This window comes from Variovorax sp. 20P10.2.4, from assembly GCF_058244205.1.
This window is the reverse complement of the sequence record NZ_JBZAYE010000078.1, coordinates 1-18,960: the sequence shown is the minus strand read 5'-3', so window position 1 is coordinate 18,960 and position 18,960 is coordinate 1. Positions and strand designations below refer to the sequence as shown.

The following is an 18,960-nucleotide window of genomic DNA, read 5'->3' as shown; positions in this document are numbered from 1 at the left end:
CGCCGGCGCGAGCGGCGCGTCATGGCGCTTGACCCATTCGCGGTACTGGAAGCGGTCGGGCCGCGAGGCATCGGCCATCAGCGGCGGGCCCTCGTTGCGCAGCAGCACGCTGACCGAGCGCACCACGCCGCGCAGGCCCGACTGGCGCAGGATCTTCACGGCGCGGCGCGCGGTGCCGCCGAGGCCGCCGCCCTTGTAGAGGGCGTTGGGGATGAAGGCCAGGGCGCGCCAGAGGCGGTTGGGAGTGCTCATGGCCGAAGCTCCGGCAGCGGCCTCGGTGGCCAGGCCAGGCGGAAGTCTTCCGCCGCCAGGCTCAGGTTGGGGTTGTGCGCCGGATCCTGCTCGAGCAATGCGCCCCAGCGCGTCCTCATGTAGCCCTCCTCGCGCTCGACACGCTCGCGCTGGGCCGGGTCCTGGTCGCGCGGACGGGTCGCCGATTCATGGTGATAGAGCTCGGCATAGGGGGTCCACACGTTGCGATAGCCGGCCTCGCGCAGCCGCAGGCAGAAGTCGACGTCGTTGTACGACACCTTGAGCTTCGTTTCCTCGAGCCCGCCCACTTCCTGGTAGATCGCCTTGCGCACGACCAGGCAGGCCGCGGTCACGGCCACGAAGGACTGGACCAGTTGCGCGCGATTGAAGTAGCCGCCGTCGGCGCGCGCGAGGTGCTTGTGGGCATGTCCGGCGATGCCACCGAGGCCCAGCAGCACGCCGGCATGCTGCACCGTGTTGTCCGGGTAGAGCAGCTTGGCACCGACTGCCCCCACGCCGGGCTGCAGCGCGATGGCGACCATCTGCTCGAGCCAGTCGGCGGTGATGACCTCGATGTCGTTGTTGACCAGCGCGATCACGTCGCCGCTGGCCTGCGCGACCGCCGCGTTGTTGAGGGCCGAGTAGTTGAACGGGCCGTCGTCGCGGATCACCTGGAAGCCCGGCAGATGCCGCAGCTGTTCGAAGTAGCGCAGGGCCTCGGGGTCGGTCGATCCGTTGTCGACCAGCACGATCTCGTAGTCGGGGTAGCTCGAGCGCATGACGATGCTCTCGATGCATTGCCGCACCAGGCCCAGCGCGTCGCGCGTCGGGATGATCAGCGACACCCGGGGCCAGCGTTCGGGCGCCGCCAGGTGCATGCGATAGCCGTGGGGCGTGCTCTCGCTGCGCGCGGCGAGGCCGATGCGCGCGAAGTGCTCGTTCAGGGCCTGCTCTCCGGCCACCTCGGCATAGGGCTTGGCGCCGGCGGACTGCGCGGTGCTCTCGGCATGGGCACGCCAGTGGTACAGCACGTGCGGAAGATGCCGGATCTGCCGCGGCTCGACGCGCTCGATGCAGCGCAGCGCCAGATCGTAGTCCTGCGCGCCCTCGAAGCCCTTGCGGAAGCCGCCGACCTCGTCCACGAGCGCGCGCTGGTAGGCGCCCAGGTGGGAGAAGATGTTCTGCGAGCGGAACAGGTCGAGGTTCCAGTCGGGCTTGAAGTAGGGGTTGTAGCGGCGCCCCGAGGCATCGATCTTGTCCTCGTCCGAATAGATCATCCGGACATCGGGCCGGCTGCGGATCTCGTGGGCGACGCGCAGCAGCGCATCGGGGGCCAGCAGGTCGTCGTGGTCCATCAGCACCACCCAGTCGCCCTGGGCCAGGGCCAGCGCGCTGTTGGAGGCCTCGGAGATGTGGCCGTTGACCGGGCGGCGCACCCAGCGGATGCGGGCCTCCTCGCGCGCGCAGGCCTCCAGCAGCGCGACGACCTCGGGATCGGTCGAGGCGTCGTCGGCGATGCACAGCTCCCAGCGGCCGTAGCTCTGGGCCCGCACCGAGGCGATCGCCTCGCGCAGCCAGGCCGACCGCGGGTTGTAGGTCGGCATCAGCACCGAGATCAGCGGCGGCGCCTGCCAGCGGGCGGCCTCCTCGGCCAGCGCCTTCGATGCCGATGCGTTCAGCGCGGCGGTGCGGGCGATCCACTCGCCGTAGTCGCCGCCCTGGATATCGATCGGGACCGGCACGGTGCCCCGCAGCCGCTGCACCAGGCGACTGGCCCAACGCACCGGCGCCGTCAGGCGCCAGCTGGTGGAGCGCTCCATGGCCTGCACCTGGTGCTCGAGCGCGTACACGCGCGCCTGCAGCTGCGCCTTGTTCGGTTCGCCAGGACGTGGAGGGAGCCGATTCCCTTGCGGTGCGGCAGGCAGCGTTGGCCTCATAAAATAAGATCCGTCATCCCGAATGCTCGCATTGAGGCCTGGGCCCTGCGATGTCAATGCCGTTCGCGCTGGGCGCGGTGCGTCGTGGGAACGCCTCTCACGGCTTGGCCCGAGAGGGGCCGGTAAAATTATCGCTCCAATAAAGACAGGTCAAAAAACAATGCGGGTGCTTTCAACGATGCGCTGCGAAATCGGCGAGGGCGGCGTTGCCCGCTTCGCGCACATCCACGCTCACCTATGAGCCTGGTCCATTCCAATCTGCACAAGAGCGCCTGGGCCGACTGGTGGGAAGGCTCCCGCCGGGTCGACATCTGGTGGACCCTCGCCTGGTTCGACATCGTCCTGCGCTACCGCCGCTCGCTGCTCGGGCCGCTCTGGCTCACGCTGAGCATGGGCGTGATGATCGCGGGCATGGGTCCGCTGTACAGCGCGCTGTTCGGCACCGAGCTGTCGCGCTTCTTCCCCCACCTCGCGCTCGGCGTGATCTTCTGGGGCCTGTTCTCCAGCATCGTCACCGACGCCTGCCACACCTTCGTCAATTCCTCGCACTACCTGAAGCAGGGCTACTTCCCGATCACGCTGTTCGTGTGGCGCAGCCTCGGGCGCAACATCATCCAGTTCGCCCACCAGATCGTGCTGTACGTACCGGTGGCGTTGTGGGCCGGCATCTCGCTGTCGTGGCACGTGCTGCTGTTCTTCCCCGCCTTCCTGCTGCTGCTCGTGAATGCCCATGCCATCGGCCTGGTGCTGGGCCTGATCTGCACGCGCTTTCGCGACATCACGCAGATCGTCACCAGCTTCATGCAGATGCTGATGTTCCTGACGCCGGTGTTCTGGCTGCCCGAGAACCTGCCGGGCCGCGCCCGCTACGTGCTGTGGAATCCGCTGGCACAGATGCTCGACCTGCTGCGCACCCCGCTGATGGGCGGCGTGGCCAGCCTGCACGACTGGCTCGGCATCCTTTGCTGGACGGTCGCCACCATCGTCGGCGCCAGCCTGTTGTTCGTGAAGTACCGACGCCGCGTCGTCTATTGGCTCTGATCGCCCATGGCACTGATTTCTCTCCAGAACGTATCCGTCAGCTTCCCGATCTACGGCGCGGGCGCCAGCTCGCTGCGCAGCACGCTGGCCGCGTCGGTGACCGGCGGCCGCCTCGGCAAAGAGACCGGCGTGACGGTCGTGCAGGCGCTGCGCGACGTCAGCTTCGAACTGCGCAGCGGCGACCGGCTGGGCCTGGTCGGCCACAACGGCGCGGGCAAGTCGACCCTGCTGCGCACCCTCGCGGGCGTCTACGAACCGACCTCGGGCTCGTTCACGCGCCAGGGCACCGTCTCCAGCCTGATCGATCCGGTGCTCGGCATCGAGGTCGATGCCACGGGCATCGAGAACATCATGCTGCGCGGCCTCGTGATGGGCATGAGCCGCAAGCAGGTGGACAAGCTGACGCAGGACATCTGCGAGTTCAGCGGCCTCGGCGAGTACGTGAACATGCCGGTGCGTACCTACTCCACCGGCATGCTGATGCGGCTGGCGTTCTCGATCTCGACCAGCATCCAGTCCGACATCCTGCTGATGGACGAATGGCTGTCGGTCGGCGATGCGGAATTCACCGAGAAGGCCGAGAAGCGCATGCGTGAGGTGGTGACCAACTCGGGCATCCTGGTGCTGGCGTCCCATTCGCCCGATCTGATTGCCAAGGAATGCAATCGCGTGATCCATCTGGAGCACGGGCGGATCGTCGAGCAATAAGGCTCCACCCACTGCGGCGACACCGCTCGCCGCACCTCTTCGCGGACGCTGGCTGAGAGGAATCTCACCAAACTTACGCAACCGCCAGGCAGTAGTTGGCGGTTTACATTTACTTTACATGGACAATACGCGCCTTGATTTAGGGGACGCGTTAACACGATGCTAAGAAAAATGGGTGAGCTTGCCTACTGGCGGAAGGGCGAGGAGAGCCAGAATTTCGGCGACTACCTGAACGAGTATCTGGCAGGTCATCTCTTTCTTTCCCCGGCACGCGATGCGACCCAGATCCGCCTGATCGGCAGCTTCCTGGGCGACCAGATCATCGAAGAGGCGGAGAAGACGGCCCACGAAGTGGGCGGCGGGCGCCTCGGCAGCCGCTTCCTGGCATGGGGCGGCGGCATTCGCGAGACTGGTGGCGTGAGCGCGCGCAATCGCGCCAAGGTGGAGATCCTGTCGGTGCGCGGACCGCTGTCCGCGAGCGAACTGCAGCTCGACGCGACGACGCCCCAGGGCGATCCGGCCTTCCTGCTGCCGGCGCTCCACAGCCCGCGCATGCAGCCGCACTACCGCGACAAGACCCTCTGCATCCCCCATTTCAACGATCGCCGCAGCGATGCGGAATTGCTGGCCATCTCCAAGGCGGATCTGGTGCTGCGTCCCGGCATCGAGGCGACGGACGAAGCGGTCGAATCCTTCATCGATGCGCTGTGTTCCGCGCGCTTCGTGCTGTCGGCCTCGCTGCACGGCGCGATCGTCGCGGCCGCCTATGGGCGGCCGTTCGCGCCATGGAATCCCGATTTCGTCGATCTGCCGGCGAAATGGCAGGACTTCGCGCAAGGGGTAGGCATTCCCGCTACCTTCGTGGCGAATGTCGAAGAAGGTATTCAGCACTACGCGGCCCAGATCGCGCCGAAGCTCCGGCGGCCTTCGCTGTGGGAGGCGCTGGCACGCGCGCCCTACGTGCCGAGTCCGGAAGCGATCCTGAAGATCCTGCGGCATGAGCTGCGCGCGGCCGATGGCCGGCCGGCCGACGCGGTCCTGCAGGAGAAGATCGCGCTGTTCGAAGCGTCGAGGTCCCATTTCGCGGCCATCGCGCAGGAGTCCAGGACGCTGGTCGATGCAGCCTGGCAGCGCGAGGACGCCGCGCAGGCGCGCATCGCCGAGCACGGCGCGGGCCTCGAGAAACTCCAGGCCCAGGTCGAGACGCTGCTGAGCCAGATCGAAGCGGCCCGGACGCATGCCACCCAGTCCGACGCGCACCTCGCGGAGCGCGAGGAAACCATCGCACGGCTCAGGAAGCAGGCCGATGCCCAGTCGAAGCAGTCGGATGCCGCCAGGGAGCGCGCCACCCGGCTGGGCATCCGCGTCGAGGAGCTGCAAAGGGAAGTCGACATGGCACGCCACCAGGTCGGCGCGGTGCAGGCCGCTTTCGAGGAGATGCGGCGCTCGAGTTCATGGCGGCTCACCCGCCCCCTGCGCGCGCTGGCCGACTTGCTCAAGATCCCGCTGCGGGCCATCGGCCGCACGGGCCTGCTGTTTCGCGCGATGCTGGGATTGCTGCTGCTGCTGCCCGCGTCGGTGTATTGCGGCGGCTTCGGGGCCGTGTTCCGGGCCTATCGCAGGACCCCGGCCTTCGCGGCCACCGTCTTCGATGCCCACCAGGAGATCCGCCAGCGCCTCATGGCCAAGCCCCGCTGGTGGCGGCGCATCGTCATGCTGAGCTACACGCTCGCCCACCGCGTCTATCTCGCCGGCAGCGTGGGCCGCGTGGTGGGCAGCGCGCTGCGCATGCTTCGCTCCGAAGGCCTGAGCGGCCTGCGCGCCAGCCTGGCGCGCACGGGCCCCGGCGGCGGACCCGACGGCTTCGAGCGGCGCATCCTCGTGCTCGACTACCGCATCCCCCGCGGCGATACCTCGGCCGGGGAACTCGCCACCGTGGGCATCCTGCGGGACCTGGTGGCGCTCGGCTACGAAGTGGTGTTCGCGCCGAACGACATGACGCCGTCGCCGCGCTACGAGAAGGAACTCGAGAGCTTCGGCGTCACGGTGATCACGCGCCAGGCGGGCTTCCAGTACACCGGCCACTACATCGAACGGCATGGCGCGAGCTTCGGCGTCTTCTACGTCATGCGCTTCGACGTGGCCGAGAACGCGCTGCCCTCGATCCGCAAGACCGCGCCGCATGCGCGCGTGATCTTCCATGCGCCCGACCTGTACTTCCTGCGCGAGATGCGCGAGGCGCGGCTGCTCGACGATCCGGCCGCCGTCGCGCGCGCCGAAGCGACGCGGCAACGCGAGGTCGCGATGATGCGCGCCGCCGATCACGTCGTGCTGGTGAGCCCCGCGGAAGTGCCCTTCCTGCGCGAGGAGCTGGGCGCAGAGAAGCCGATCACCGTGTTCCCGGTGCTGTACGCGCCGGTCGCGCCGCGGCCCGCCGGGTTCGCCGCGCGGCGCGACATCTTCTTCCTGGGCGGCTTCGGCCACGCGCCCAACGTCTCCGCGGTGCAATGGTTCGCCAAGGAGATTTGGCCCGCGGTTCGCGCGGCGCTGCCCGAGGTCGAGTTCCACGTCGTCGGCGCTGAAGTGCCCGAGAGCATCCAGGCCCTCGAAGCCATTCCGGGCATCAAGATCAGGGGCTTCGTTCCCGACCTGGAGCCGGTGCTCCAGGGCTACCGTGTCGGCGTGGCGCCGCTGCTCTTCGGCGCGGGCATCAAGGGCAAGGTGGCGATGACGCTGGGCGCGGGCATCCCCTGCGTGGGCACACGGATCGCCGCCGAAGGCATGGGCATCCAGAGCGGCGTCCATTCGATCATCGAGGACGAACCGGACAAGTTCGCCGCTGCCGTGGTCGCGCTCTACCAGGACGAGGCGCTGTGGCAGCGCCTGTCGCGCAACGGGCAGGCGCTGGTCGAGGAACGCTTCGGCGAAGTGGCCAACCGCAGCGCGCTGCTCAGAGTCCTCAACGACGCGCGCGGACTGCCGCTGTCGCTGTTCCGATCGTTCTGCGCGCAGGACCGGCCTTTCGCCGTTCCGCAGCCGGCGGCGGACGTGCCGGTCAACGTCTCGATCATCGTTCCGGTCTACAACAAGTGGGCGCTGACCCGGGCCTGCCTGGCCTCGATCGCCTACACCAACGCAGGCGTGGGCATCAGCTACGAAGTGATCCTGGCCGACGACAGTTCCAGCGACGAGACGCTGCGCGCGCAGGAACTGGTGCCGGGCTTGCGCATCGCAAGAACGCCGCAGAACATGGGCTTCCTGCGCAACTGCAATCACGCGGCCAAGCTCGCGCGCGGCCGCCACATCCTGCTGCTCAACAACGACACCGTCGTGCTGCCGGGCTGGCTGGACGCGATGCACCGCACGCTGGAGGGCGACGATTCGATCGCCATCGTCGGCTCGAAGCTGCTCTACCCGAACGGCCGCATCCAGGAAGCCGGCGGCGGCATGCTGGCGAATGCCGACGGCGTGAGCATCGGCCGCTGGCTCTACCGCCAGGGCCTGCCCATGCCGGTGCCGCGCGACGAGCCGGTGTTCAACTTCGAACGCGAGACCGACTACCTGACCGGCGCCTCGATCCTGATCCGCGGCAGCTTCTGGCGTGCAACCGGCGGCTTCGACGAACGCTTCGGCAATGCCTATTGCGAGGACTCCGACCTCGCCATGCAGGCGCGCGCGCGCGGCCTGCGCGTGGTCTATCAGCCGGCGTCGGAGCTGGTGCATCTGGAACACCAGAGCTATGCGGACGAGGTCGATGCCGACCACATCGAACTGCAGCGGCGCAACAAGGCCGTGCTGGTCGAGAAATGGCACGACGTGCTGCTGCGCGATCATCTGCCCGCCGGTACGCAATGGCAGCAGGTGGCGGCCCGCGGCGAACGCTCGATTCCCCCCGCGGTGCAGGCACGCCGTGCCGCCTCCGAGTCGCGCAACATCCTGTACTTCAGCCCCTTCCCCTCGCATCCGAGCAATCACGGCAACCAAGCGACGATCCAGCAGTTCGCGCGCCAGTTCCAGCGTTCGGGCCACAAGGTGCATTTCGCGCTGCTCCAGAGCAACATGTACGACCTCGAGGCCGAGCAGTCCATGCGTGCCGAGTGGGACAGCTTCGACATCCTGCCGAACGCGCATCCGCTGGGCGCCGACGGATCGGCGATCCCCTTCGACGGCTGGTACGAGGACGGCCTCGGCGAGGCCGTGCGCGCGCTGTGCGCGCGCTACGACATCGACGTCGTGTTCTGCTCCTATGTGTTCCAGTCGAAGATGCTCGACTACATCCCCTCGTACATCCTGCGGGTCATCGACACGCACGACAAGATGGGCGGGCGCTACGAGATGCTCCAGCAGCGCGGCCTGCCGCTGGAGTTCTTCTCCTGCACCCCCGAGGAAGAAGGCGCCTACCTGCGGCGCGCCGACGTCGTGGTCGCGCGGCGACAGGAAGAGGCCGACTACTTCGACAGCGTGAGCGGCGCCGGCTCGGCGATCGTGGTGCCGCACTTCGAAGCCCCGCACTTCGTGCGGCGCGCCTTCACGGACCTGCGCCAGGTCGGGATCGTGGCCAGCGCCAACCGGATCAACCTGGAGATCGTGCGCGACTGCCTGCAGTCGATCGACCGCCAGGTCGGCACGGGCCACTGCCCCTTCCTGGTCCTCGTCGCGGGACAGGTCAAGGCGCTGATTCCGACGCTGCCCGCCCACGAGGCCGCGCTGTTCGACCGCCCCTGGGTCCGGCTGCTGGGATTCGTCGACGACATCCAGGAGTTCTACGAATCGGTGGACGTGGTGATCTCGCCCGTGACCATGGGCACCGGCATCAACGTCAAGACGGTGCAGGCGATCGCCTACGGCATGCCGCTGCTGACCACCGAGTGGGGCAGCAAGGGCGTCGACACCACGGAACCGCTGCACAAGCTGGCATCGCTCGACGACCTGGTGCGCACGCTGCTCCAGCTGGTCGAGCAGCCGGCGGAGCTGGAGCGTCTGGCTGCCGTCAGCCGCGGCCTGTATCAACAGTTCTTCGACACCAGCGTGACGGCGCTGCAGGCACTGGTACAGCGCGTACCGATGTCGGCGGCCGGGCACGCAGCGGCGTTCCAGGATGGTGCCCCCCGGGGCGATACCATCTGAAGCGCTGCGCCCCGAAGCCGCCCAGCCCAGAAAACCACGAGGAAACCAGGTGAAAACTATTCGAGCAAGAGCGCCGCTTCGGCTCGGCCTCGCCGGGGGCGGGACCGATGTCTCGCCCTACTGCGACGTGCACGGCGGCTGCGTTCTCAACGCTACCATCGACCGCTATGCCTACGCGGTCATCCAGCCGCTGGAGGAATCCGCGGTCCGCTTCGTCGCGTCGGACAAGCAGGACAAGGAAAGCTGGGGCCTGGTGCCGCACATTGCACTGAACGGCGGCCTCGACCTGCACAAGGCGGTCTACAACCACTTCGTGGCGAACTACAACGGCGGCCAGCCGATCGCGATCCAGCTCAGCACCTTCTGCGACGCGCCGGTCGGGTCTGGCCTGGGCTCGTCCTCCACCCTGGTGGTGGCGATGATCGAGGCCTTCGTGGAGCTGCTCAATCTGCCGCTGGACGACTACATGGTCGCCCACCTGGCCTACAAGATCGAGCGCGTGGACTGCGGGCTGCAGGGCGGCCGCCAGGACCAGTATTCCGCCACCTTCGGCGGCTTCAACTTCATGGAGTTCTACGCCGACGAGCGCGCGCTGGTGAATCCGCTGCGCATCCGCAGCTCGATCATCTGCGAGCTCGAGGCTTCGCTGGTCCTGTTCTTCACCGGCGTCTCGCGCGAGTCCGCGAAGATCATCGCGGACCAGAGCGGCAACCTCAAGAGCGGCGCGACCGATGCGCTGGAGGCGATGCACGGCATCAAGCGCGAGGCGCTGGCGATGAAGGACTGCCTGCTGCGCGGCGATTTCACCGGCCTGGTGGAATCCATGCGCCTGGGATGGGAGAACAAGAAGCGCTCGGCAAAGACCGTTTCGAACGCGCACATCGACGAGATCTACGAGGCGGCGACGGCGGCTGGCGCACTGGCCGGCAAGGTGTCGGGCGCCGGTGGAGGCGGGTTCATGCTCTTCTTCGTCCCCAACGAACAGCGCATGGACGTGATTCGCGCACTGGACCGGTTCAACGGTCAAATCAGCAACTGCCACTTCACCAAGAACGGAGCGCAAGCATGGAGAATCTGACCCCCTCCTCCTACATCTCGGCCCAGATCGCCGAGGCCCAGCGAGTCATGACCGCGATGGCGGCCGACGCGACGCTGCAGGCAACGCTGGCCGCCACCGCCGAGGCCTGCATCGCCGCGCTGCGCAATGGCCGCAAGATCCTGCTCGCCGGCAATGGCGGCAGCGCCGCCGACGCGCAGCACATCGCCGGCGAATTCGTCAGCCGCTTCGCCTTCGACCGACCCGGCCTGCCGGCGATCGCACTGACCACCGACACCTCCATCCTGACGGCCATCGGCAACGACTACGGCTACGAGAAGCTGTTCTCGCGCCAGATCCAGGCGCTGGGCCAGGCAGGCGACATCTTCATCGGCTACTCGACCTCGGGACGCTCGCCCAACGTGCTGGCGGCCTTCACGGAAGCGCGCGCGCGCGGCATGCTGTGCGTCGGCCTCACCGGCAACCGTGGCGGCCCGATGCTCGAGCTCTGCGACTTCGTGCTGGCGACGCCCTCGGCCGACACGCCGAAGATCCAGGAAGGCCATCTGGTGATCGGCCACATCCTGTGCGGCCTGGTCGAACGCGCCATCTTCACGCCGCCGAATTGATGGAAGCCATCGTCCTGGCGGGCGGGTTCGGCACCCGCCTGCGCTCGGAGGTTCCCGATCTGCCCAAGGCCATGGCCCCCGTGGCCGGCCGCCCGTTCCTGGAGATCCTGCTGGACGGGCTGGCGCGCCAGGGCTTCTCGCGCATCGTGCTGTCGCTGGGCTACATGGCCCCGACCATCATGAGCCACTTCGGAGCGAGCTACCGCGGCATGGCGCTTCGCTTCGTCGTCGAGGAACAGCCGCTGGGCACGGGCGGCGCGATCCGCCTGGCGATGACCGAGGTCGCCGACGACCACGTCTTCGTCTTCAACGGCGACACCTTCCTCGACCTGGACTGCGCGGCGCTGGAGGCCTTCTGGCAGCAGCATCGCAAGCCCGTCATCGTGGGACGCCCGGTCGCCGACGTGAGCCGCTACGGCCGGCTCGTGGTGTCGGACGATCGCGTCGTGGGCTTCGCCGAGAAGGGCAGCCCGGGCGCCGGCCTGATCAATGCCGGCTGCTATGTCTTCCCCACCTCGCAGTTCGACGACCGTGCGCTGCATGCCGCGTTCTCGCTCGAGCAGGACTTCCTCGCGCGGGCGGTTCCCGCGACGGACATCCGGGTCTTTCCGTGCGAAGGACAGTTCATCGACATCGGCGTTCCCGAGGACTATCGGCGGGCACAGGTCGAGCTGGCGATGCGATGACGGGGCGCCGCGCGCTTTTTCTCGACCGCGACGGTGTCGTCAACGTCGAGAAGAACTACCTCCATCGCCAGGAGGACGTCGAATTCGTCGACGGCATCTTCGAACTCGTGCGCACCGCCAATGCCGCGGGCTTCCTGGTCGTCGTCGTGACGAACCAGGCCGGCATCGGGCGCGGCTATTACACCGAGGCAGACTTCCACGCGCTGTCGGCCTGGATGTCGGCGCAGTTCCTCGCCCAGGGCGCGCGCATCGACGGCGTCTACTTCTGCCCGCACCACCCGGTGCATGGCATCGGCCCCTATCGGCGCGACTGCGATTCGCGCAAGCCGGCCCCCGGCATGCTGCTGCGCGCGGCGCGCGAACTGGGCATCGATCTCTCGGCGTCCGTGATGGTCGGCGACCGCATCACCGACATGCAGGCGGCCCGCGCCGCGGGCGTTCCCGTGCGTTTCCTGCTGGCCGGCAACGAAGAGGCGGCGGACCTGGCGCAGCTCGATGGCGCCCGCGTCATTGCGTCGCTGTCCGGCGCCCTGGCCTCGCTCGACGGCTGAGCCGGCGCCAGCGGGTACGCGTGCGCCAGAACGCACGCGCGCTGGCTACGAACCCTTCGAGCCGCGGAGCACGCGGACCAGCGGCGACAGGATGGCGCGAACGCCACCCGCGAGGCCGGGATGCCGGGTACCGAACCGCCGCACCGGCCCGCTCACCCGCCAGTAGGCGCTGCCCGTGACGGCTTGGTAGAGCGTCGTGACGTGCGCGGCCTGGCGTTGGGCCTCCAGCTTCTCCGCTTCGCATTGCGCCAGTCGCTCGCGCTCGATCTGCAGCTGTGCCTGGCCTTGGTCGCGCGCCTCCTGCACGGCGGCATCGCGCTTGCGCGCATAGGTGGAGCGCGCCTGCGTCAGACGCTCCTCGATGGCCGGGTTGGTGGTGCGGTAGTAGCGGTCGCTGCTGTAGAGGCAATCGGGGTAGCGGAACAGCGGCTCGTCCGAGGTCTTGCGGGCCTGGACCAGGATGGTGTCGCCGAACAGCGAGGCATCGATCGACAGCATGGCACCGACTTCGAAGATGTCGGTCACGTGCTCGGGCTCCGCGAAAGCGCAGATGGTGCGGAACGCGACATCGGTGAGCCCCGCGCTGCGCAACGCCATCTTGAAGAAGATGGGCGTGTATTCGAACGAATGCCGGGGTTCGTGCCCGAGGTCCGGATGGAAGAACCAGTAGACCCAGGGCGGTGCCCCCGCGATGAATTCCCGCAGCGTCTTGTACGAGGCCGAATTCGGCACCGAGGTCACGAGGATGGAGTCGCGATGCATGCAACGCGTGACGTTGAGCAGCACGCCGGACGGGTCTTGGTCCACGTGCTCCAGCGTCTCGAAGAAGAGCACCGTGTCGAAGGTGGCATCGAGCGGCCACTGTGCCTGGGTGATGTTGAAGTTGTAGCTCTTCAACTCCAGACGGCGCCCTTCCATCTCGATGCTGCGCGTCAGGATGGGCTGGTCGATGTCGGGCCGCATCTCGATGCCCTCGACGCGCGCATAGCCCAGGTAATGCCAGGCCCAGAAGGCCATGTAGCCATAGCAGCCGATATCGAGGCACGACGCATCCGGCGATTCGGCATACGGAATCATCGTGAGCGACAGCGACAGCCGACGGCGATGCGCCGTCAGATAGAGAAATTCGGTGGCCGACCCGGTCCTACGCACATGCTCGATGGTGGTGTCGAGGATGTTCTCGGCCTCGGCGATCGACAGGTAGCGGCCCTCTTTCGGGGTGTCGGGCGTGGATTTCAGATCCGAAATGACTTCTCGAATCAATTCCTGCTGATCCATCTTCTGGGGCTCTCCGGCTGCGCGGCTTGTCGGCGCGTTCTAGGGGGAAGTGGGGTGCCGATTCTCGACACCGGCACGCCTTGGTGGCGTGCTCGATGCCGTCGATCCATCGTGCGGGGAGTCATCGAGGAAGTGTTACCTCAATGCAAACAAATACTAACATCGACCTATGAAATGTCGATGAAGCGATCGCTTTCGGGGGGCGCTGCGGCTGGATATTGCGCAGGCTGCGCGCAGCGGTCATGAAGCGACCGTCCGCGAGCGGCGTCGGGATCGGCGGCCACAAGGGGGGCCGCGCCGATGCCCGCGCCGGGGTTCGAGATTGTCAGTCGAACACTTCGGCGCCGGCGAAGCTGGCGCCGGCCTGGTCCTTGCCGGAGAGCTGCGGAGCGCTTCCGGTCGCGGGCCACGCGATCGCCAGTTCGGCGTCGTCCCACTTGATGCAGCGCTCATGCGCCGGCGCGTAGTAGTCGGTCGTCTTGTACAGAAACTCCGCCACCTCCGTCAGCACCAGGAACCCGTGCGCGAAACCTTCAGGCACCCACATCTGCTTGTGGTTCTGCTCGCTGAGCTCCTCGCCCACCCACTGGCCGAAGGTCGGCGACGACCTGCGGATGTCCACCGCCACGTCGAACACCGCGCCACGCGTGCAGCGCACCAGCTTTCCCTGCGGCTGCTGGATCTGGTAGTGCAGCCCGCGCAGCACGCCTTGGACCGAGCGCGAATGGTTGTCCTGCACGAACTCGACGTGGCGCCCCACGGCCTCGTCGAAGGCCTTGCCGTTGAAGCTCTCGAAGAAGAAGCCGCGCGAGTCGCCGAACACCTTCGGCTCGATGACCAGCACTTCGGGAATGGCGGTGGGGATGACTTTCACGGCCGTCCCTCTTCCTTCAAGAGGCGCTGCAGGTATTTGCCATAACCGCTCTTGGCCAAAGGCGCGGCCAGCTTCTCGAGCTGCGCGCCATCGATGAACCCGTTGCGCCAGGCGATCTCCTCGGGACACGCGATCTTCAGGCCCTGGCGATTTTCGAGCGTGGCGATGAACTGGCCGGCCTCGAGCAGGCTCTCGTGCGTGCCGGTGTCGAGCCACGCATAGCCGCGCTGCATGATCTGCACGTTGAGCTGGCCGAGGTCGAGGTAGGCCTGGTTGACCGCGGTGATCTCGAGTTCGCCGCGCGCGCTGGGCTTGACGGCCTTGGCGATGTCGACGACCTGGTTGTCGTAGAAGTAGAGCCCCGTCACGGCATAGCTGCTCTTGGGCTCGAGCGGCTTCTCCTCGATGCTGCTGGCCTTGCCCTGCGCATCGAAGGCCACCACGCCGTAGCGCTCGGGGTCGTGTACGTGATACGCGAAGACGGTCGCGCCCTTGTCCTGCGCATCGGCGTCGGACAGCAGGTGCACGAAGTCGTGGCCGTAGTAGATGTTGTCGCCCAGCACCAGCGCGCTCGGCGAGTTGCCGACGAACTTGTCGCCGATGATGAAGGCCTGCGCCAACCCGTCGGGACTGGGCTGCACGGCGTACTGCAGGTTCAGGCCCCACTGGCTGCCGTCGCCCAGCAGCTGCTGGAAACGCGGCGTGTCCTGCGGCGTGCTGATGACGAGGATGTCGCGCATGCCGCCGAGCATCAGCGTGCTCAGCGGGTAATAGATCATGGGCTTGTCGTACACCGGCAGCAGCTGCTTGCTGATCGCGAGCGTGGCCGGATGCAGCCGCGTGCCCGAGCCGCCGGCCAGGATGATGCCTTTGCGCTGCGTCGTCTGGATGGTCATCGTTGGTGTCTCTTCTCTTCGGATGTCGTGTTCGGCACGGATGCCGGACTCAGAGGATCTCGCGCAGCATGCGCGCGACGCCGTTCTGCCACGGCGGCAGCACCAGCCCGAAGGCGGCCTGCAGCTTCGAGGTGTCGAGGCGCGAGTTGTGTGGCCGGGTGGCCGGCGTGGGAAAGGCGCTGGTCGGCACGGCCTCGACCTGCTGCGGCCCGGCCTTGAGCTCGACGCCGGCCTGCTGCGCGAGTTCGAGCACGTAGCGCGCATAGCCATGCCAGGTGGTCTCGCCGCCCGCGATCGCGTGATAGAGCCCGGCCTTGGACGGGTCCTGCAAGGTGGCGCGAATGGCATGGGCCGTGATGTCGGCCAGCAGCTCCGCGCCGGTGGGTGCGCCGAACTGGTCGTCGATGACGGTCAGCTTGTCGCGCTCCCTGGCCAGCCGCAGCATGGTCTTGGCGAAGTTGCCGCCGCGCGCCGCATAGACCCAGCTGGTGCGAAAGATCAGGTGCTTCGCGCAGTGCTGCGCCACCAGTTGCTCGCCTTCGAGCTTGGTGCGGCCGTAGACGCTCAGCGGCCCGGTCGCATCGGTTTCCTTCCAGGGCTTGCTGCCGCTGCCGTCGAAGACATAGTCGGTCGAGTAGTGGACCATCAGCGCGCCGATCTCCTGCGCGGCCTGCGCCACCACGCCGGGCGAGGTGGCATTGAGCTTGCGCGCGAACTCGGGCTCGCTCTCGGCCTTGTCGACGGCGGTGTAGGCGGCGGCATTGACGATCACGTCGGGGCGCACCTGCCGCACGGTGTCGGCCAGCTGTTCGGGCCGGCTGAAGTCGGCGTGGAAGTCGGTACTGTCGAAATCGAGCGCGACCAGCTCGCCCAGCGGCGCGAGGCTGCGCTGCAATTCCCAGCCGACCTGCCCGCCCTTGCCCAGCAGCAGCAGCTTCATGCGGGGGCCTTCGCGTCGTACTGCTTCTCGACCCAGGCGCGGTAGGCGCCGCTTTGCACGTTGCGCACCCAGTCGCCGTTGGCGAGGTACCACTCGACCGTCTTGCGGATGCCGGTGTCGAAGGTCTCGGCCGGCTTCCAGCCGAGCTCGCGCTCTAGCTTGCGCGCGTCGATGGCATAGCGGCGGTCATGGCCGGGGCGGTCGGTGACGTAGCTGATCTGCTCGGCATAGCCCTTGCCGTCGGCGCGCGGACGCAACTCGTCGAGCAGCGCGCACACGGTCTTCACGATCTCGATGTTCGGCTTCTCGTTCCAGCCACCCACGTTGTAGGTCTCGCCGAGCCTGCCCGCTTCGAGCACGCGACGGATCGCGCTGCAGTGGTCTTTGACGTAGAGCCAGTCGCGCACCTGCATGCCGTCGCCATACACGGGCAGCGGCTTGCCGGCCAGCGCGTTGACGATCATCAGCGGGATCAGCTTCTCGGGGAAATGGAAGGGGCCGTAGTTGTTCGAGCAGTTGGTGGTGAGCACCGGCAGGCCGTAGGTGTGGTGCCAGGCGCGCACGAGGTGATCGCTGGCGGCCTTGCTGGCCGAGTACGGGCTGTTGGGCTCGTACTTGTTCTCCTCGGTGAAGGCCGGGTCGGTCTTCGAGAGCGAGCCGTAGACCTCGTCGGTCGACACGTGCAGGAAGCGGAAGGCCGCCTTCTGGTCGATCGGCAGCGCGTTCCAGTAACCACGCACCGACTCGAGCAGGCGGAAGGTGCCGAGCACGTTGGTCTGCACGAAATCCTCGGGGCCGTGGATCGAGCGGTCCACGTGCGATTCGGCCGCGAAATTGACCACCGCGCGCGGTTTGTGCTCGGCCAGCAGGCGGTCGAGCAGCGCGCTGTCGCCGATGTCGCCCTGAACGAAGATGTGGCGCGGATTGCCCTTGAGCGAAGCCAGGGTCTCGAGATTGCCGGCGTAGGTGAGCTTGTCGAGGTTCACGACCGGTTCGTCGCCTTGCGCGATCCAGTCGAGGACGAAATTGGCGCCGATGAAGCCGGCGCCGCCGGTAACCAGGATCATGGAGTCCTCTGTGCTGTGAATTGGAGTGCCGCTTGGTCGAAAGCCGCGCTGGCGCGGCAACTGCGGATTATCCCATCTGCCTGCAAGGCCGAATCCCGGGGTTGGCCGGTGCCCGCGGCCCGCCTACAATCGCCACCCATTGCAGGAGAGCGGGCCGCATGCATCGCGCAGGCAGCCCCACCGAAGGCGCAAACTCCCATAAACGCTCAGGTCGGCTCCACGCTTCGCGCGGGGCCTGTACTGCAACCACTGAAACGCCGTCTGGAGAGCCAGCACATCGCCCATCGCGGCCGTGCTGCGCCGAAGGAGCAAGTCCGCTGCGAGGTGCAGCGGATGAAACTCTCAGGTACCGAGGACAGGGGGAGCGGCAATTGGACGGCCGTCCGGTTGCGCGCTATCTATTCAGTAGCACGACCTTCACGCCGTTCAAGCGCTTCGACCTCGAAAGGTACTTGAAATGCGCGTGATCGTATTGGGCGCCGGCCTGCTCGGCGTGACCTCGGCCTACTACCTCCAGCAACTCGGCCACGACGTGACCGTGATCGACCGGCAGGCCACGCCGGCCGCCGAAACCAGCTTCGCCAACGGCGGCCAGATCTCGGTGAGCCACGCCGAGCCTTGGGCCAATCCCAGCGCGCCGCTCAAGGTGCTGCAGTGGCTGGGCAAGGAAGACGCCCCGCTGCTGTTCCGCATCCGCGCCGACATGCGCCAGTGGCTCTGGGGCCTGCAGTTCCTGCGCGAGTGCACGCCCGCGCGCACGCGCCACAACATCGAGCAGATCGTGCGCCTGGGCACCTACAGCCGCGACACGCTGCAGCAGTTGCGCCGCGACACCGGCATCCGCTACGACGAGCGCACGCAGGGCATCCTGCACTTCTACACGACGCAAAAGGAGTTCGACGGTGCCCTCGCGCCCGCCGAACAGATGCGCGCGCTGGGCTGCGAGCGCCAGGTGATCTCGGCCGACGAGGCCGTGAAGCTCGAGCCCGCGCTGGCCCACATCCGGCCGCAACTGGCCGGCGCCACCTACACGGCCGAGGACGAATCGGGCGACGCCAACCGCTTCGCGCGCGAACTCGCGCGGCTCGCGGCCGAGGCCGGCGTGAAGTTCCTGATGAGCCACACCGTCACCGCGCTGCGCGAGGTGGGCGGCGCGATCGACCACGTCGAGGTCACCGATGCCGAGGGCCGCTTCCAGCGCATCCGCGGCGATGCCTTCGTGATGGCGATGGGTTCGCTGAGCCCGTTGCTGGCGGCACCGCTGGGCATCCGGCTGCCGATCTATCCGGCCAAGGGCTATTCGGTCACGCTGCCGGTCAAGGACGCAAGCAAGGCCTACAAGGTCTCGCTGACCGACGACGAATACAAGCTGGTGTTCTCGCGCTACACCTCGGAGTCGGGCGACCGCATGCGCATCGCCGGCACGGCCGAGCTCAACGGCTACGACCGCGACCTCAACCGCGTGCGCTGCGAAGCCATCGTGCGCCGCGTCGAGCAGCTGTTCCCCGGCGCCGGCGACACCGCGCAAGCCCAGTTCTGGACCGGCCTGCGCCCGGCCACGCCGAGCAACGTGCCACTGATCGGCCGCACGAAACTCGCGAACCTCTACCTCAACACCGGCCACGGCACGCTCGGCTGGACCCATGCCTGCGGCTCGGGCAAGTCGATCGCGCGCATCGTGAGCGGTCTGGTGCCGGAGGTGGATTTCGCGTTCGCGGGGATGCCCAAGGGCATGGCGGGCATCGCCCAGCCCGCGCTGGGCTGAGCCTCCGAAGCAAGGCGGACGCTCAGTCGTCCGCCGTGAACACCGTCAGCACCCCCGTGTAGCCATACACGTGGTGCCGCGCGATCTCGCCCGCGGCGAAGAAGCCGACCAGCGGCACGTCGCCCAGCGCATGGCGCACGATCTGCAGCTCGGCGCCGGGCGCGCCGAAGTGC

Annotated in this window: 15 protein-coding genes and 1 riboswitch; of the genes, 8 read left to right on the top strand and 7 right to left on the bottom strand. The window is 67.5% G+C overall.

The features are described 5' to 3' along the window. Both AC27VN_RS10610 and AC27VN_RS10605 read right to left on the bottom strand, forming a co-directional pair. Positions 1 to 252: hypothetical protein (locus tag AC27VN_RS10610; protein WP_490876523.1), on the bottom strand; the 252-nt coding region annotated here is incomplete at its 3' end. Continuing rightward, positions 249 to 2,102, bottom strand: a complete 1,854-nt coding sequence (locus tag AC27VN_RS10605; protein WP_490876522.1) for a glycosyltransferase family 2 protein — start codon at positions 2,100 to 2,102, stop codon at positions 249 to 251. The genes AC27VN_RS10610 and AC27VN_RS10605, both read right to left, overlap by 4 nt. Before the next feature lie 324 nt (positions 2,103 to 2,426). On the opposite strand from AC27VN_RS10605, the gene AC27VN_RS10600 reads away from it, so the two are divergent. The 7 genes from AC27VN_RS10600 (at position 2,427) to gmhB (ending at position 11,967) form a co-directional block, all read left to right on the top strand. After that, the gene (locus AC27VN_RS10600; RefSeq protein WP_208509342.1) at positions 2,427 to 3,230 is read left to right on the top strand and encodes an ABC transporter permease; all 804 of its coding nucleotides are present in this window, start codon (positions 2,427 to 2,429) and stop codon (positions 3,228 to 3,230) included. A 6-nt stretch (positions 3,231 to 3,236) separates the two neighbouring features. Beyond that, a complete protein-coding gene (locus tag AC27VN_RS10595) occupies positions 3,237 to 3,938 on the top strand; it encodes an ABC transporter ATP-binding protein (protein WP_208509343.1) in 702 nt (233 codons plus the stop codon). Positions 3,939 to 4,109: 171 nt separating this feature from the next. Then, positions 4,110 to 9,065, top strand: a complete 4,956-nt coding sequence (locus AC27VN_RS10590; protein WP_490876521.1) for a glycosyltransferase — start codon at positions 4,110 to 4,112, stop codon at positions 9,063 to 9,065. Then, on the top strand, positions 9,037 to 10,143 hold the full coding sequence (locus tag AC27VN_RS10585) for a GHMP family kinase ATP-binding protein (RefSeq protein ID WP_208509345.1): 1,107 nt from the start codon (positions 9,037 to 9,039) through the stop codon (positions 10,141 to 10,143). The genes AC27VN_RS10590 and AC27VN_RS10585 overlap by 29 nt, the downstream gene beginning before the upstream one ends. Next, the gene (locus AC27VN_RS10580; RefSeq protein ID WP_296776982.1) at positions 10,131 to 10,730 is read left to right on the top strand and encodes a D-sedoheptulose 7-phosphate isomerase; all 600 of its coding nucleotides are present in this window, start codon (positions 10,131 to 10,133) and stop codon (positions 10,728 to 10,730) included. The genes AC27VN_RS10585 and AC27VN_RS10580 overlap by 13 nt, the downstream gene beginning before the upstream one ends. Next, positions 10,730 to 11,416 (top strand): nucleotidyltransferase family protein, encoded by a 687-nt coding sequence (locus AC27VN_RS10575; protein ID WP_296776985.1) that lies wholly within the window; start codon positions 10,730 to 10,732, stop codon positions 11,414 to 11,416. The genes AC27VN_RS10580 and AC27VN_RS10575 overlap by 1 nt, the downstream gene beginning before the upstream one ends. Then, positions 11,413 to 11,967 (top strand): D-glycero-beta-D-manno-heptose 1,7-bisphosphate 7-phosphatase, encoded by a 555-nt coding sequence (gene gmhB, locus AC27VN_RS10570; RefSeq protein ID WP_208509347.1) that lies wholly within the window; start codon positions 11,413 to 11,415, stop codon positions 11,965 to 11,967. The genes AC27VN_RS10575 and gmhB overlap by 4 nt, the downstream gene beginning before the upstream one ends. 45 nt (positions 11,968 to 12,012) lie before the next feature. Here the strand turns inward: gmhB and AC27VN_RS10565 are convergent, their stop codons facing one another. The 5 genes from AC27VN_RS10565 to rfbB all read right to left on the bottom strand — a co-directional run bounded on the left by AC27VN_RS10565 (position 12,013) and on the right by rfbB (position 17,022). Beyond that, entirely contained in the window at positions 12,013 to 13,245 is a 1,233-nt protein-coding gene (locus tag AC27VN_RS10565) for a class I SAM-dependent methyltransferase (protein ID WP_490876520.1), read from the bottom strand. A gap of 325 nt (positions 13,246 to 13,570) precedes the next feature. Further along, positions 13,571 to 14,119, bottom strand: a complete 549-nt coding sequence (rfbC, locus tag AC27VN_RS10560) for a dTDP-4-dehydrorhamnose 3,5-epimerase (protein WP_296777000.1) — start codon at positions 14,117 to 14,119, stop codon at positions 13,571 to 13,573. Further along, positions 14,116 to 15,015, bottom strand: coding sequence for a glucose-1-phosphate thymidylyltransferase RfbA (gene rfbA, locus AC27VN_RS10555; RefSeq protein WP_208509350.1), 900 nt, complete (start codon positions 15,013 to 15,015; stop codon positions 14,116 to 14,118). The genes rfbC and rfbA overlap by 4 nt, the downstream gene beginning before the upstream one ends. 49 nt (positions 15,016 to 15,064) lie before the next feature. Continuing rightward, positions 15,065 to 15,955: a dTDP-4-dehydrorhamnose reductase gene (gene rfbD, locus AC27VN_RS10550; RefSeq protein ID WP_490876519.1), complete on the bottom strand. Its 891-nt coding sequence runs from the start codon at positions 15,953 to 15,955 to the stop codon at positions 15,065 to 15,067. After that, positions 15,952 to 17,022 (bottom strand): dTDP-glucose 4,6-dehydratase, encoded by a 1,071-nt coding sequence (gene rfbB, locus AC27VN_RS10545; protein WP_490876518.1) that lies wholly within the window; start codon positions 17,020 to 17,022, stop codon positions 15,952 to 15,954. The genes rfbD and rfbB overlap by 4 nt, the downstream gene beginning before the upstream one ends. Positions 17,023 to 17,273: 251 nt before the next feature. Next, a riboswitch (glycine riboswitch) is annotated at positions 17,274 to 17,391 on the top strand. An 88-nt stretch (positions 17,392 to 17,479) separates the two neighbouring features. Between rfbB and AC27VN_RS10540 the strand changes: the two genes are divergently transcribed. Continuing rightward, entirely contained in the window at positions 17,480 to 18,787 is a 1,308-nt protein-coding gene (locus tag AC27VN_RS10540; RefSeq protein WP_490876517.1) for a D-amino acid dehydrogenase, read from the top strand. Positions 18,788 to 18,960 lie beyond the last annotated feature (173 nt).

Coding starts and splice junctions, on each gene's coding strand:
- AC27VN_RS10595 (WP_208509343.1), top strand. CDS start 3,237: ATGGCACTGATTTCTCTCCAGAACGTATCCGTCAGCTTCCCGATCTAC.
- AC27VN_RS10580 (WP_296776982.1), top strand. CDS start 10,131: ATGGAGAATCTGACCCCCTCCTCCTACATCTCGGCCCAGATCGCCGAG.
- AC27VN_RS10585 (WP_208509345.1), top strand. CDS start 9,037: ATGGTGCCCCCCGGGGCGATACCATCTGAAGCGCTGCGCCCCGAAGCC.
- rfbD (WP_490876519.1), bottom strand. CDS start 15,955: ATGAAGCTGCTGCTGCTGGGCAAGGGCGGGCAGGTCGGCTGGGAATTG.
- rfbA (WP_208509350.1), bottom strand. CDS start 15,015: ATGACCATCCAGACGACGCAGCGCAAAGGCATCATCCTGGCCGGCGGC.
- AC27VN_RS10540 (WP_490876517.1), top strand. CDS start 17,480: ATGCGCGTGATCGTATTGGGCGCCGGCCTGCTCGGCGTGACCTCGGCC.
- AC27VN_RS10600 (WP_208509342.1), top strand. CDS start 2,427: ATGAGCCTGGTCCATTCCAATCTGCACAAGAGCGCCTGGGCCGACTGG.
- rfbB (WP_490876518.1), bottom strand. CDS start 17,022: ATGATCCTGGTTACCGGCGGCGCCGGCTTCATCGGCGCCAATTTCGTC.
- AC27VN_RS10575 (WP_296776985.1), top strand. CDS start 10,730: ATGGAAGCCATCGTCCTGGCGGGCGGGTTCGGCACCCGCCTGCGCTCG.
- AC27VN_RS10565 (WP_490876520.1), bottom strand. CDS start 13,245: ATGGATCAGCAGGAATTGATTCGAGAAGTCATTTCGGATCTGAAATCC.
- AC27VN_RS10590 (WP_490876521.1), top strand. CDS start 4,110: ATGGGTGAGCTTGCCTACTGGCGGAAGGGCGAGGAGAGCCAGAATTTC.
- gmhB (WP_208509347.1), top strand. CDS start 11,413: ATGACGGGGCGCCGCGCGCTTTTTCTCGACCGCGACGGTGTCGTCAAC.